Here is a 14,453-nt window from a genome sequence, read left to right on the forward strand (position 1 = left end):
ACGCTGCGTGATGCCGTCACCGAACGTCACCGCGCAGGGGCGGTCAGACCAGCCGTACGGGCTTCTCCATGCGTACCCCGAGGTCGCCCAGCCAGGCCCGCAGGGGCTCGCCGTCACCGTCCTCGATGAGGCTGAGGACGGAATGGGCCAGGCCCGCACAGCGGGCGCCGCCGACCATCAGGGCGGGCCCGTCCAGCCAGTCCAGGCCGGGGGTGGCGCCCGCGGTGTCGACGGCGGCGCAGCACACCATGGCCGTCACGTGGTCGGCGAGCAGCTCGCGCCCGCTGCGGGGCGGCTGCAGGGGGAAGAGCGGGGCGAGGCCGTCGATCCAGGTGCCGGCCGGGGAGCCGAGGGCGCCGCTGTGGGCGGCGCGCTCCTCGCGGGCCGCCTCGCGGGCGACCGCGGCGCTCAGCCGCAGCTCCAGCTCCTCCCCCACCCCGCCGCCACCGGGCCCGGTGAGCCGCTCCAGGACCCGGGCGACGGTGGGGGCGCCGGGCGCCGAGTCCTGTGCGGCGGCGGACGGAGCGGCGGCCGGGGCGGGCGGGGCCTCCGACGGGCTGCCGGGGGCGGCGCCGCAGGCGGCGATCTCGTCGAGGACGCGGTGCAGGCGGGCGGCCTCCAGGCGCCATTTGCGGTCCACGACCTCCTGCGGGTACTGGCTCCAGGCGACCGGGGACCAGCCGGGGCCGGGCTCGGGCGGGCCGCCGTGGAAGAGCCGGGCGGCCAGCAGGGAGGCGGCCTCGTCGATCAGGCCGGGCTCCTCCAGCAGGTCGCAGGCGGGCCGCTCGCCCAGCCGGGAGGCGAAGCCCTCGGCCAGGCGGTCGCGGCGGGAGAGCTCGGTGAGGGCGGAGACGACGCCGGCGTCCAGCCGGGAGGGCCAGCGGCCCATGCGCCAGGCGGGCAGGGCCACGCGGTTGAGCAGCCGGTCCCAGCCGGCATAGGCGAGGCCGACCTGCTCCTGGGCGACGATGCGCAGCCCGTAGTCGACGGCCTGGGCGCGCTCGGAGGCGGCCGCGGCCACCCCCCGCTCCATCTCCGCGGCGTGGTCGCGGCAGGCGCGCAGCAGCAGGCGCGCGACCCAGCCCACGAATGCGAGAGGGGGCCGGCCCGCCGCGACGGCCACGGCGGCGTCCAGACCCCTGACGAAGCGGCGGGCGGCCGCTATGTCGGGGTGGGCGGCCGGGCCCGTGCCGGCCACGACGGGGGCCAGCAGGGCACGCAGCTCGGCCACGCGCATCCACCACAGGAAGGGCGAGCCGATCACCAGCACGGGGGCGGCGGCCGTGCGCGGGCGCACCAGGGCGAACCGGCGCGGCGGGCCGTGCGCCGGATGGGTGCGGTCCTCCAGCCAGCTGTCGCAGTCGGGGGTGAGGGCTATGGCGGACGGCGGGGGGACCTCCAGCCGGTCGGCGAGGTCGCGCACCAGCCGGTACAGATCGGGGGCCGTCTCCTCGGGGATCGGCACCGTGGGGCTCAGGGCCGGCCGGGCCCGGGCGACGACGGTGGCGACGGCCGCGGTCAGCAGCAGGGCGAGCACGGCGGCCGCGGTGACGGCCGGGCGGGCCGCGGCCCAGGGCGAGCCGTCGGCGATGTGGCCGGTGGCGGAGCCGGCCGCCAGCACGACGGCGACGGCCGCCGGCAGGAGGGCGAGGGCCAGTGCGGCGCTGCGCACCCGCAGCACCGCCAGGGCGCGGGTGCGCGCGGCCAGCGCGCCTGCTTCCGTACCTGCCACGAGACCGATCACCCCCAGTTGCCTGTCGTGCTCTGCCGAGGTGCGTTGCCTACCACCCCCACTGTGGCACCGGCCACTGACATCGCAATGCCGGTGGGCCGGTCGGGCCGGTGGACCGGCCGTGCGCAGCCGCCCCGCGCCGCACCCTAGTTGGGGGCGGGGCGCGCGTCAGCAGGTTGGGCAACCGCTCACCCGATGGAATGGCTTTGGGCAAAGCCTCGTGCGGCGGCCGCGGGGGCCGCCGCACGCCACTTCAAGGGGGCCGGACGGGCGAACGACGGGAGGGTGAGCCGCCGGGCACAGCGACCGGAAACGACCGGAAACGACCGCAAGGGACCGGCCCGGGGCGCCGGTTCAGGCCGAGGCGGCCGCCTTCTCCGCGATGTCCGTACGGTGGTGGGAGCCGTCCATCCGGACGCGGGCGACGGCCTCGTAGGCGCGCTCGCGGGCGACGGCCAGGTCCGGCCCGGTGGCGGTGACCGACAGCACCCGGCCGCCGGCGCTCACGACGCGCCCCTCGGCGTCGTGGGCGGTGCCCGCGTGGAGCACGTACGCGCCCTCGACCGCGTCCGCCTCGGCCAGGCCCTCGATCACGTCACCCTTGCGGGGGGCGGCGGGGTAGCCCTGCGCGGCGACGACGACCGTCACGGCGGCATCGTCGCGCCAGCGCAGCGGCGGTTCGGCGGAGAGGTTGCCGGTCGCGGCGTTGAGCAGGACGCTTGCCAGCGGCGTGCTCAGGCGGGCGAGGACGACCTGGGTCTCGGGGTCGCCGAAGCGGGCGTTGAACTCGATGACCCGCACCCCCCGCGAGGTGATGGCCAGGCCCGCGTAGAGCAGTCCGGAGAAGGGCGTGCCGCGGCGGCGCAGCTCGTCGACGGTGGGCTGCAGCACCGTGCGCAGCACCTCGTCCACCAGGCCCGGCTCGGCCCACGGCAGCGGCGAGTAGGCGCCCATGCCGCCGGTGTTGGGGCCCTCGTCGCCGTCCAGGGCGCGCTTGAAGTCCTGGGCGGGCTGCAGGGGCAGCACGGTCTCGCCGTCGGTGATCGCGAACAGCGACACCTCGGGGCCGTCCAGGAACTCCTCGATCACCACGCGCCCGCAGGCCAGTGCGTGCTCGCGGGCGGCGACGGGGTCGGAGGTGACCACGACGCCCTTGCCGGCGGCCAGGCCGTCGTCCTTGACGACGTACGGGGCGCCGAAGGCGTCCAGGGCGGCGTCGATCTCCTCGGCGGTGGTGCACACGTAGCTGCGGGCGGTGGGCACGCCGGCGGCGGCCATGACGTCCTTGGCGAACGCCTTGGAGCCCTCCAGCCGCGCCGCCTCGCCGGACGGGCCGAAGACGGCGAATCCGCGCTCGCGCAGCACGTCCGCGACGCCCGCCACGAGCGGCGCCTCCGGGCCGATGACCACCAGGTCGGCGCCGAGCCGCCCGGCCAGCTCCGCGACGGCGGCGCCGTCCTGCGCGTCCACCGGGTGCATCTCGGCGAGGGCGGCGATGCCGGCGTTGCCGGGGGCGCAGTGCAGCGCCGTGACGTCGGGGTCGAGGGACAGGGAGCGGCACAGGGCGTGTTCGCGGGCGCCGCCGCCGATGACGAGGACCTTCACGGGTGCCACCCTATTGCCTGCCTTGTGGATCACTACGACTCGGGGGTCGCCGCGTCCTCGTAGGAACCTCTTGTCCGCTGTGCGGCGCACTCTTTCGGGTGAGGGGGTGGAGGGACCTCTACCGCATACCCCTGCACTTTGGGACGGAAAAGGCTGGATCTTGTGCGCAACGCCAGCCGTTCGGCGGTAGAAGGGAGGCTGCCCTTGCGGTTAGGGGCGTACGCGAACGCAACCGGATGCGGCACACGGCGGAGAGGGAGTGCAGGGGTGAGCCAGCCTGAGATGCAGCCCGAGGGGCTTCCGCGCGAGCAGGGAGGCCACCAAGGAGGGCAGCACCGGGGCGACCTGCGCGGCCGGACCTTCCCCCTCGGGGACTGGGGCGAGCCCGCCGAGCGGCTGGACGAGCTGTACAGATGGGTGGAGGGCGGTGCCCTCGCCCTGGCCGACTGGTACCTCACCGACCGCGCCTGGAAGCGCCGCTGGGCGCGCGGGCTGCGGCTGGCCACGGCGGCCTTCGCGGTGATCGGTGCCGCGCTGCCGCTGCTGGAGCTGACGAAGGTGCTGCACACGGGATCGGCGTGGGCGTTCCTGGCGCTGCTCGGCGCGGTGGCGTGCGTGGCGTGCGACCGCTACTTCGGGCTGACGTCCGGGTGGATGCGGGGGGTGGCCACGGCCCAGGCGGTGCAGCGCCGGCTGGAGGTGCTGCAGTTCGACTGGGCGTCGGAGTGCGTGCGCGAGGTGCTCGGCCCGACGGAGGGCACGGCCAGTGAGGCGGCCGAGCGCTGCCTGACGGTGCTGCGGCGCTTCTCCGAGGACGTCTCGGAGCTCGTGCGGGCGGAGACGGCCGACTGGATGGTGGAGTTCCGGGCGGGCCCGGCGCCCCTGCTGACCCAGTCGCTGGTGGCGTGGGGGCCGCGGGGCGAGGCGGGCGGGCAGGTGGGCCGCTTCCCGCTGCCGCCCCACACCCGGCCGAACATGCCGCGCCAGCGGCCCCCGGAGTCGCCGCGCTGACGCGGCCGGCGCGCGGCGGCCGCGTCAGCTGAAGACGATCATCGAGCCCTGGCCCAGGCTGCGCGTGGCCGCCGCGTGCAGACCCAGCCACACGTGCCGCTCCCGCGCGAACGGACTGTCGTCGTGCGGGGGCGGCGCGGCGCGTTCCTCCAGCGTCGTCGGCCGCCGCGGGGCGGCGGGCGGCGCGGGCGGGTTGGCCGGGTCGATGCCCAGCACCGGTGCCACCGCCTCCAGTTCGCGCAGCAGTCCGTGGCTCGACCCCAAGGGGCCTCCCCCGGCGAGGAGTTCGTCGTTGGACAGCGGGTGGGCGAAGTCCACCGGGACGTACGCGCCCGCGTGGTCGTAGTGCCACACCAGGTGCGACTCCCGGGCCGTCGCCTCGAACATCTCCAGCAACTGCTCGTAGTCGCCGCCGAGTTCGTCCACGGGGGCGACCGGCAGCCCGCACAGGTTCAGCATGTGGGCGCGCCGCAGGAAGTGCAGCGCGTCGTAGTCGAAGCCGGCGACCGGCGCCACGTCGCCGGACAGCCCGGGCATGTAGCCGAAGACCGGCACCGGCGGCAGCCCGGCCTCGCCCAGCGCCTTGTCGTACGCGGCGATCTCGTCGGCGAAGGGGTTGTCGGGGCTGTGGCACAGCACGTCCACGAGGGGCACTAGCCAGAGGTCACAGGCCAACGTGAGCTCACTTTCGCGTCTCGCCCGTCTGCGGTGGTCGGGACAGCGTAGTGCCGTTCAGCGTTTTGTCACACAGGGACGACCGGGGTCACCTTGCGTCGTCGGCGCGGGTGAGCCCGTCCACGAGGTCGAGGGTGAAGCGGTTGTAGGCGTCGACGATCTCCTGTGCCCGGACCACGTCGCGGGCCCCCACCGCCGCCACGAGGTCGGCGTGCCCGTGCCACAGCCGGCCGCGCAGGTCCGGCAGCCGGCGCAGCAGCGGCACCGTGAAGATCCAGCTCTGCACCCGGACCCGGTCCAGGAAGTCGGCTATGTAGGAGTTGCCGACCAGCCCGGACATCTCCCGCCAGAAGCGCAGGTCGTAGCCGATGAGGATGTCCAGGTCCCCGGCGAGCGCGGCCCGCTCGGCCTCCTCCGCCCGCCGCCGCGCGGACGCCAGCTGCTGCGGCGTGACCGCGCGCAGCACGTCCTCCGAGCGACGGAACATGCCCTCGATGATCAGAGTGCGGGCCTCGACCATGTCCCGGAAGTCGGCGTACGTGAACTCGCGCACCCGGAAACCCTTGTGCAGCTCGACGTCGAGCAGGTCCTGGGAGCACAGGTCGAGCAGTGCCTCGCGCACGGGTGTGGCGGAGACGCCGTACTGCTCGGCGATCTCCTTGACCGTGAACTGCCGTCCCGCCGGGAGCCGGCCCGCGATGACCTCGTCGAGCAGGGCGTCGGCGATCTGCGAGCGCAGTGTCGTGCGCTTGACAGCCTCGCTGCCGGGCATCTGGTCTTCGTCTCCCCTTCCGGTGGCGGAGAAACGGTACCGGACGCCTCCGGCGGACCGTGCCCCGGGCCGCGCCCCGCGCCCCTGCGGGGGCGCCGGGCGCGGCCCGGGCCGTGTCCGGTGGATCTTCGTCACGCGCCACCACGGTGCCCCGTAGGGGCGCGGGGCGGTGCCGATCTGCGGCTGCCGCCGCGCGTGGGCGCGATCGGCCACCACGGCGCCCGTAAGGGGCGCGGGGAACTGCGCGATCGGCCGGCGACGGCCCGCAGCCGACCTTCCCTGCAGGCGCGTCGTGGCTTGTCGCGCAGTTCCCCGCGCCCCTTCGGGGCGCTCTAGGCCGCCGTGTAGGCGTCCGCCACCGTCAGCGCAGAGTCCAGGGCCGCCAGGCCCTCCTTCGCCTCCGCCTCGGTGATCGTGCAGGGCGGCACCACGTGCGTGCGGTTCATGTTCACGAACGGCCACAGGCCGCCCTCGCGGCAGGCCGCGGCGAAGGCGGCCATGGGGGCGTTCGCCTCGCCCGTCGCGTTGTACGGCACCAGCGGTTCGCGCGTCTCGCGGTCCCGTACGAGTTCGAGGGCCCAGAAGACGCCCGTGCCCCGGACCTCCCCCACCGACGGGTGGCGCTCGGCGAGGGCCGCGAGGCCCGGTCCGAGGACGTCCGCGCCGATGCGGGCGGCGTTCTCGACGATGCCCTCGTCCGCCATGGCGTTGATCGTGGCCACCGCCGAGGCGCAGGCCAGCGGGTGGCCGGAGTAGGTGAGCCCGCCGGGGTAGGGGCGCCGGGCGAAGGTGGCGGCGATCTCCTCGGAGATGGCGACGCCGCCGAGCGGCACGTAGCCGGAGTTCACGCCCTTGGCGAAGGTGAGCAGGTCGGGGACGACTCCCCAGTGGTCGGCCGCGAACCAGCGGCCCGTGCGGCCGAAGCCGGCCATGACCTCGTCCAGGACGAGGACGATGCCGTACCGGTCGCAGATCTCGCGGACGCCCGCGAGGTAGCCGGCCGGCGGCACGAGGATGCCGGCGGTGCCGACGACCGTCTCCAGCACGATGGCGGCGATCGTCTGCGGGCCCTCGAAGGCGACGACCTCCTCCAGGTGGGCGAGCGCCCGCTCGCACTCCTGCAGCTCGCTGGTGGCGTGGAAGTGCGAGCGGTAGAGGTACGGGCCCCAGAAGTGCACGACGCCCGCGGAGGCCGTGTCGGAGGGCCAGCGGCGCGGGTCGCCGGTGAGGTTGATGGCGGCCGCGGTGGCGCCGTGGTACGAGCGGTAGGCGCTGAGGATCTTGTGGCGTCCGGTGTGCAGCCGGGCCATGCGCACGGCGTTCTCCACGGCCTCCGCGCCGCCGTTGGTGAAGAAGATCTTGTCGAGGTCGCCGGGGGTGCGTTCGGCGATCAGCCGGGCGGCCTCGGAGCGGACGTCGACGGCGAAGCCGGGTGCGACGGTGCACAGCCGGGCCGCCTGTTCCTGGATGGCGGCGACGACCTTGGGGTGCTGGTGGCCGATGTTGGTGTTGACGAGCTGGGAGGAGAAGTCGAGGTAGCGGTTGCCGTCGGCATCCCAGAAGTACGAGCCCTCGGCGCCGGCGACGACCATCGGGTCGATGAGGTCCTGCGCGGACCAGGAGTGGAAGACGTGCGCGCGGTCGGCGGCCTTGACCGCGGCCTTCGTGCTCTTGCTGCTGCCGGTGCTGCCGGTGCTCACGGGCGACCTCTGATCGGTGTGCGGGGGGCTGGCTGCTGCTGTGCGCCGCAGCCTAGGCAGCCCCCCGCGGCCCCCGCCACCGGCACGGTGTCGCCGCCCTCGTGCCGTGCCTGGACACAGTGCCGGGCGGCGGCGGTCCGCGAATCGCCGGGGCAGCGGGAAATCCCTTTTCGACGGCAATGGGCTGCTACGGTCGATTGCGGTTTTCGTAGGGGCTGTGCCCCCTTTGCCATTTGTCATGTGCGCCTGAAGGTCCGTGACCTCGGGCGCACTTCGGTTTTGCTGGAGTACGGAATTCCGCCGTGCGCCCCCGATAAGGAGATCAGCTTGGCTACCGGCATCGTGAAGTGGTTCAACTCGGAAAAGGGCTTCGGCTTCATCCAGCAGGACGACGGGGGCGCCGACGTCTTCGCCCACTACTCGAACATCGCAACGCGCGGCTTCCGCGAACTCCAGCAGGGCCAGAAGGTCACCTTCGACATCACACAGGGTCAGAAGGGCCCGCAGGCCGAGAACATCGTGCCGAGCACCTGAACGGAGCGGCCGGCGGACGGCTCCGTCCGCCGTGCGCCGGGTTCTGTCCTCGGTCGCGCTCCGCCTCGCTTCCGCTGCGGCCGGGTGCCTGCCCTCGTTCCTCGGGCGGGCCCCCAGCCTCCGCTGCAGCTCGGCTGCGCCGCTCCGGGTACCCGTACGTCCTGCCGTACCGGATACCCGGCCCCTCCTCGTGCCGCTATTCTCCGCGGAGAAACACGGGGGAAAACCCGGGGGAAGGAGCGCGCCCGGTATGGAAGCACTGACACCGGAGGACCCGCGCACGCTGGGCGCCTACCGGCTGCTGGGCCGGCTCGGCGCAGGCGGGATGGGCCGGGTCTACCTGGCCCGCAACGACCGTGGCCGTACGGTCGCGGTAAAACTGATCCAGCCGGAACTGGCGGGGCAGGAGGAATTCCGCCGCCGCTTCCGCCAGGAGGTGCGCGCCGCCCGGCAGGTCGGCGGGGAATGGACGGCGCCCGTGCTGGACGCCGACACCGACGCCGACGTCCCCTGGGTCGCCACCGGCTACATAGCCGGGCCCTCCCTGCGACAGGTCGTCGACCACGACTTCGGCCCGCTGCCCGAGCGCTCGGTGCGCATCCTCGGGGCGGGCCTGGCCCGCGCCCTGCAGGCGATCCACGCGGCCGGCATCGTGCACCGCGACCTCAAGCCCTCCAACGTTCTCGTCACCCTCGACGGCCCGCGCGTCATCGACTTCGGCATCGCCCGGGCCCTGCAGACGGTCACCGACGGCGGCGGCCTGACGCGTACCGGCGCGACCGTCGGCTCCCCCGGCTTCATGTCGCCCGAGCAGGTGCGCGGCGACCAGGTCACCCCGGCCAGCGACGTCTTCTGCCTGGGGTCGGTGCTCGCCTACGCCGCCAGCGGCCGGATGCCGTTCGGCACCGCCGACAGCGGGGTGCACGCCCTGATGTTCCGCATCGCCGAGGAGGAGCCCGACCTCACCGGCGTGCCCGGCGGGCTGCGCCCGCTCATCACGGCCTTCCTGGCCAAGGACCCCGCGCAGCGGCCCACGCCCGAGCAGGTGGCCGAGCGCACCGGCGTGCAGGACCTGCTGACCGACCTGCGCACCGCCGAGCCCTGGCTGCCCGCCGGCCTGGTGGCCCAGCTCGGCCGGCACGCCGTGCAGCTGCTGAACGCGGAGGGCCCGGCCGGCCCCACGGCGGGGGAGGCGATACCCGCGGCACCCGCGGCGCACCCGGCGGCGGAGCCGCCGACCCAGGTGCAGCCGCCGGCCGCGCCGCCGCCGCAGCAGCCCACGGTCACCGCACCGGGCGCCCACGGCGCCCCGTACGGGCCCGGCTACGGGCCGTCGTACCCGGGCCCGTACGGGGCGCCGTACCACCCGCCGACCGTGCAGGTCGCGCCGCTGCCGCCGGCGCGCAGCACGAAGACGCCCTATCTCGTCGCCGCGATCGTCACCGCCGGACTGCTCGCCGGCGGCGGCACGGTCTACCTGCTCAGCCAGAAGAACCACAGCGGCAGCACCGGCAACCAGGCCGCCCCGCCCGCCCCGGTCTCCTCCGCGCCGTCCGCGCCGACCTCCGTCCCCGGGGGCACGGCCCCCTCGACGCCGGCCACGACGCCCGGCACGACGCCCGGTACGACGACACCCGCGGCCACCGGGGCCGAGGCATTCGCCGGCACCTGGCAGACCAGCTTCGACACCGGCGCGGGCACCAACCGGCGCACGATCACCGTCTACCGCAGCAGTGTGGGCACCGACGTGACGATCCAGGGCGGCGGCGTCCTCGACGACGGCACCTCCTACACCTGCCAGTGGCGCACGCGCGCCACCGACGGCGGCACGGCCACCACCTTGCACCTCGGCCCGTCGTCCGTCGTCCAGGCCAACCCGACCTCGGCCTGCCAGCCCGGGTCCGCCTCGGACCTGGTCCTGCTGCCGGACGGCCGGATGCGGCGCGACTTCGCCGACTCCGGCACGAAGGACGCCTCGCTGGTCTACCGCAGGACCGGCTGAACGACCGGCTGAACGCGACGGCGCCCCGGCGGCCTGGAAGGCCACCGGGGCGCCGTCGCGCGTGCGGGGGTTACGACAGGAACGAGTTGATCTCGATCGTCTCGTCGCGGCCCGGGCCGACGCCGATCGCGGAGATCGGCGCGCCCGACATCTCCTCCAGCGCCTTCACGTACGCCTGCGCGTTCTTCGGCAGGTCGGAGAAGGTCTTGGCCTTGGAGATGTCCTCGGTCCAGCCCGGCAGCATCTCGTAGATCGGCTTCGCGTGGTGGAAGTCGGTCTGGCTGTAGGGCAGCTCCTCGACGCGCTTGCCGTCGATCTCGTAGGCCACGCAGACCGGGATCTGCTCCCAGCCGGTGAGGACGTCGAGCTTGGTGAGGAAGAAGTCCGTCAGGCCGTTCACCCGGGTGGCGTAGCGGGCGATCACCGCGTCGAACCAGCCGCAGCGGCGGTCACGGCCGGTGGTCACACCGCGCTCGCCGCCGATGACGCGCAGCTTCTCGCCGTCCTCGTCGAACAGCTCCGTCGGGAACGGACCGGCGCCCACGCGGGTGGTGTACGCCTTCAGGATGCCGATCACGCGGTTGATCTTCGTCGGGCCCACGCCCGCACCCGTGCAGGCACCGCCGGCGGTCGGGTTCGAGGAGGTGACGAAGGGGTACGTGCCGTGGTCGACGTCCAGCAGCGTGCCCTGGCCGCCCTCGAAGAGGACGACCTTGCCCTCGTCGATGGCGTTGTTCAGGATCAGCGTGGTGTCGGCGACGAACGGCTTGATCTGGTCGGCGTAGGCCAGCAGCCCGTCGACGATCTGCGCCGAGTCGATGGCGCGGCGGTTGTAGAGCTTCGCCAGGAGCTGGTTCTTCAGCTCCAGGGCCGCCTCGACCTTCTGGGTCAGGATCGACTCGTCGTACAGGTCCTGGACCCGGATGCCCACGCGGTTGATCTTGTCCGCGTAGGTCGGGCCGATGCCGCGGCCGGTCGTACCGATCTTGCGCTTGCCGAGGAAGCGCTCGCCCACCTTGTCGAGGGTGACGTTGTAGGGCGTGATCAGATGCGCGTTACCGCTGATGAGCAGCTTGGACGTGTCGACGCCGCGCTCGTTCAGCCCGCTCAGCTCGGAGAGCAGGACCGCCGGGTCGACGACGACACCGTTGCCGATGACCGGGGTGCACCCCGGCGAGAGGATCCCGGAAGGGAGGAGGTGGAGCGCGTATTTCTGGTCACCGACCACCACGGTGTGGCCGGCGTTGTTGCCACCTTGATAGCGCACCACATAGTCCACGGAACCACCGAGCAGGTCGGTGGCCTTTCCCTTGCCCTCGTCACCCCACTGAGCACCGAGCAGCACAAGTGCGGGCACAGGCGTACACCCCTTCCGGGCGGGGCATGTCCAACGTGCACAGGCGGCGTGAGCCCGCTGGTTTCGGGCGTTCACCACCGCCGGAGCCGTCGAACCGGTGCCCCGGATAGACGAAGCCCCTGGCGCAACAGCGACAGGGGCTCTTGCACCGAGAGATTACCTGAGGAAGGACGAAGGTGTCGGCTGCAGACCCGAGCGGAGCGCAGCTGCTCGTCGTCGTCGACCCGGTCGCCAGGCGCGTGGACGGCGAGTCCACGCGGATCGCGCGGGACGTACTGTGCGCCGGAGCGGTGGCCAAAATCGCCCTCCCCGGCGGGCCCGAGGAAGTGGCACGGGCGGTCGCCAGGCGCGGCCGCCGCCGCATCGTCGTCATCGGCGACGACCGGGCCCTGCTGCGCGTCGTCGCCCTCCTGCACCGGCGCCGCGAGCTGACCGAGGCCCCGCTGGCCTGGGTGCCGGTCGGCGCCCTGCCGAGCGTGACCGTGGCCCGCACCCTGGGCGTGCCGCTCGGTGCCGTGGCGGCCGCCAGGGCCGTCCTGGACGGCGAACAGCACCGGCTGGGGCTGCTGGCCGACGAGGACGACGGCGTCGTCCTGGGCGGCCTCTGGGCGCCCGCCGGGGCCGCCGCCACGGCCGCCCACCGGCACGCTCCCGCGCGCACCCCGGCCGAGGCGGCCGTACGCACCGCCGCCCGCACCGCGCTGACCCTGCTCACCGGGCCCTCCTCCGGGCGGCACGCGGTGCCGGGGGCGGGGCTGCGGCTGCGCGTCGAGGCGGACGGGGAGGTGCTGGCCGACCTCGACCGGCCGCTCGGCCGGGTCTCCGTCTCCGCCGGGCCGGACGGCGCGGCGGACGTCGTCGTGCATGCGCCGGCGGCCTCCCCGGAGCCCTTGCGGGTGCGGGCGCGCACGGTGACGTTGTCCGGCCCGGACTTCCGCTACCGCGCGGACAACCGCGTCCGCGGCCCGGTCCGCACCCGCACCTGGACGGCCCTCCCCGACGCCTGGCGCCTGACCCTGCCCCGGGCGTAGCCCCGTGCCCCGCAGGGGCGCTAGCCGCCCGGCGTGACCAGGCCCGCTTCGTACGCGAAGACCGCCGCCTGCGTGCGGTCGCGCAGGCCGAGTTTCACCAGGATGCGGCTCACGTGCGTCTTCACCGTCGACTCCGCCACCACCAGGTGCTCCGCGATCTCCGCATTGGAGCGGCCCTTGGCGACGAGCACGAGCACCTCCGTCTCGCGTTCGGTGAGGTCGCCGACCCGCTCCGGTGCGGTCTGCGCCGCCGTGGGGGCGCCGAGGCGGGAGAACTCCTGGATGAGGCGTTTGGTGACGGCGGGGGCGAGGAGAGCCTCGCCGTCGGCGACGATGCGGACGCCGTCGGCGAGCTGCCGGGCGGAGGCGTCCTTGAGGAGGAAGCCGCTGGCTCCGGCGCGCAGCGCCTGGTAGACGTACTCGTCGAGGTCGAAGGTGGTCAGGACGAGCACCTTGGCCCCGGAGTCGGCGGCGACGATCTCACGCGTGGCCTCCAGGCCGTTCATGCCGGGCATGCGGATGTCCATGAGGACGACGTCGGGGCGCAGTTCGGCGACTTTTTCGACGGCTTGCCGGCCGTCGACGGCCTCGCCGACGACGTCGATGTCGGGCTGGGCGCCGAGGAGGACGGAGAAGCCCTCGCGGACCATCATCTGGTCGTCGACGATGAGGACCTTGATCGTGTTCACGCGGCGGCCCCGGCGGCGGGGGCGACGGGAAGGAATGCGGCGATCTCGTAGCCGCCGTCGGGGGTGGCCTGTGCGGTCATCTCGCCGTCGAGCATGGTGACGCGTTCGCGCATGCCGAGGAGGCCGTGGCCGGCGCCCGGGGAGGGCTTGGCGAGGCGGTCGGGGCGGCCGTTGACGATGCGCAGTCCGAGTCCGACGGGTACGTAGCCGATCTCGACGCGGGCGGTGGCACCGGGGGCGTGGCGCAGCACGTTGCTGAGGGCTTCCTGGACGATGCGGTAGGCGGACAGCTCCACGCCCTGCGGCAGTGGCCGCACCGCGCCGGTGGTGACGTGTTCGACGTGGAGGCCGGCGTCGCGGACGTTGGCGATCAGGGAGCCGAGGTCGGCGAGGGTGGGCTGGGGTGCCTCGGGTTCGGCGGCGCCGAAGGCGTCGGGGTTCTCGGAGCGTACGACGCCGAGGACGCGCCGCAGCTCGGTGAGGGCGGCCACGGCGTTCTCGCGGATGGTGGCGAAGGCGGCGGCGAGCTCGGGCGGGGTCTCCTGGACGCGGTAGGGCGCGGCCTCGGCCTGGATGGCGACGACGGACATGTGGTGGGCGACGACGTCGTGCAGTTCGCGGGCGATGGTGGTGCGCTCCTCGAGGAGGGTGCGCCGGGAGCGTTCGACCTCGGTGACGGCGGCCTGGGCGGCGACCTGCTGCTTGGAGTCGCGCAGGCCGCGGACGGCGGCGACGACGAAGAGGACCATGCCGAAGAGGACGGCCGTCTGCAGCACCTCCGCGGACCCGTAGCCGTAGCCGTTGAAGGCGTTGAGGAAGGCGGCGAAGCCCATGGTGAGCAGCCACATCTCGGCGGCGACGCGGGGCCGGGTGCGGGCGGCGACGACGGCGGTGACGGCGAGGTGGGAGGCGAATCCGGCGGGGTGCCAGGGGGTGCCGGTCAGCAGGATGCCGCTCGCGAAGATGCCGCCGAGGGAGAGCCAGAAGGCGCCGACGGGCCGGAAGAGGGTGACCACGATCGGGGCGCAGGCCAGGAAGGTGAGGAGCAGGCCGCCGGTGCCGGGCTGGCGGTCGAGCATGAGCAGGGCGAGCAGGGCCGCGAAGGCGGACACCAGGGCGTGCGGCAGCCAGCGCACGTACCGGCGCAGCGGCCGGGGTGTGCGGCGCAGGAGGGGGTTGTGCTCGGTGAGCGGCGCCATGGGCCGCAGGGCGAACGCGTCCGTGAACAGATCGTTGCGGATGCTGTCCGTGGCGCTCTGCACGACGCGCATCTCGCTGCGCAGGCCGTTGTGCTCGTACGTCTTGTTCACGGCATCAACGGTAGGCAGGCCACAAGCCTGAGTCG

Annotated in this window: 12 protein-coding genes; 4 read left to right on the forward strand and 8 right to left on the reverse strand. The window is 74.1% G+C overall.

The features are described 5' to 3' along the window. Positions 1-43: 43 nt before the first annotated feature. Positions 44-1,741 (reverse strand): M48 family metalloprotease, encoded by a 1,698-nt coding sequence (locus AC27L3_RS07505; RefSeq protein WP_487233503.1) that lies wholly within the window; start codon positions 1,739-1,741, stop codon positions 44-46. Positions 1,742-2,086: 345 nt separating this feature from the next. Next, entirely contained in the window at positions 2,087-3,337 is a 1,251-nt protein-coding gene (gene purD / locus AC27L3_RS07510; protein ID WP_487233218.1) for a phosphoribosylamine--glycine ligase, read from the reverse strand. A gap of 282 nt (positions 3,338-3,619) precedes the next feature. Between purD and AC27L3_RS07515 the strand changes: the two genes are divergently transcribed. Further along, complete coding sequence (locus tag AC27L3_RS07515) at positions 3,620-4,348, forward strand: SLATT domain-containing protein (RefSeq protein WP_425583326.1); 729 nt, start codon at positions 3,620-3,622, stop codon at positions 4,346-4,348. A gap of 24 nt (positions 4,349-4,372) precedes the next feature. Here AC27L3_RS07515 and AC27L3_RS07520 read toward each other — a convergent pair whose 3' ends face one another. The 3 genes from AC27L3_RS07520 to AC27L3_RS07530 all read right to left on the reverse strand — a co-directional run bounded on the left by AC27L3_RS07520 (position 4,373) and on the right by AC27L3_RS07530 (position 7,495). Then, positions 4,373-5,023 (reverse strand): hypothetical protein, encoded by a 651-nt coding sequence (locus AC27L3_RS07520; protein WP_487233219.1) that lies wholly within the window; start codon positions 5,021-5,023, stop codon positions 4,373-4,375. 88 nt (positions 5,024-5,111) lie between these two features. After that, positions 5,112-5,795, reverse strand: a complete 684-nt coding sequence (locus AC27L3_RS07525) for a GntR family transcriptional regulator (RefSeq protein WP_344438610.1) — start codon at positions 5,793-5,795, stop codon at positions 5,112-5,114. 332 nt (positions 5,796-6,127) lie between these two features. Next, the gene (locus AC27L3_RS07530; RefSeq protein ID WP_487233220.1) at positions 6,128-7,495 is read right to left on the reverse strand and encodes an aminotransferase class III-fold pyridoxal phosphate-dependent enzyme; all 1,368 of its coding nucleotides are present in this window, start codon (positions 7,493-7,495) and stop codon (positions 6,128-6,130) included. 327 nt (positions 7,496-7,822) lie between these two features. On the opposite strand from AC27L3_RS07530, the gene AC27L3_RS07535 reads away from it, so the two are divergent. After that, positions 7,823-8,029, forward strand: a complete 207-nt coding sequence (locus tag AC27L3_RS07535) for a cold-shock protein (RefSeq protein ID WP_487233221.1) — start codon at positions 7,823-7,825, stop codon at positions 8,027-8,029. A gap of 250 nt (positions 8,030-8,279) precedes the next feature. After that, entirely contained in the window at positions 8,280-10,031 is a 1,752-nt protein-coding gene (locus tag AC27L3_RS07540; protein ID WP_487233222.1) for a protein kinase domain-containing protein, read from the forward strand. A gap of 70 nt (positions 10,032-10,101) precedes the next feature. Here the strand turns inward: AC27L3_RS07540 and AC27L3_RS07545 are convergent, their stop codons facing one another. Then, positions 10,102-11,388 (reverse strand): adenylosuccinate synthase, encoded by a 1,287-nt coding sequence (locus AC27L3_RS07545; RefSeq protein ID WP_365967966.1) that lies wholly within the window; start codon positions 11,386-11,388, stop codon positions 10,102-10,104. A gap of 176 nt (positions 11,389-11,564) precedes the next feature. Here AC27L3_RS07545 and AC27L3_RS07550 point away from each other — a divergent pair, with 176 nt between their 5' ends. Then, positions 11,565-12,419: a diacylglycerol kinase gene (locus AC27L3_RS07550; RefSeq protein ID WP_487233223.1), complete on the forward strand. Its 855-nt coding sequence runs from the start codon at positions 11,565-11,567 to the stop codon at positions 12,417-12,419. A 20-nt stretch (positions 12,420-12,439) separates the two neighbouring features. On the opposite strand, the gene AC27L3_RS07555 is transcribed toward AC27L3_RS07550, so the two are convergent. Continuing rightward, a complete protein-coding gene (locus tag AC27L3_RS07555) occupies positions 12,440-13,108 on the reverse strand; it encodes a response regulator (RefSeq protein WP_487233224.1) in 669 nt (222 codons plus the stop codon). After that, positions 13,105-14,379 carry a sensor histidine kinase gene (locus tag AC27L3_RS07560; RefSeq protein ID WP_487233504.1) on the reverse strand — a complete coding sequence of 425 codons (1,275 nt, stop codon included), beginning with the start codon at positions 14,377-14,379 and terminating at the stop codon, positions 13,105-13,107. Before AC27L3_RS07560 ends, AC27L3_RS07555 begins: the two co-directional genes overlap by 4 nt. Positions 14,380-14,453 lie beyond the last annotated feature (74 nt).

It is taken from the genome of Streptomyces sp. PKA51 (genome assembly GCF_057552455.1).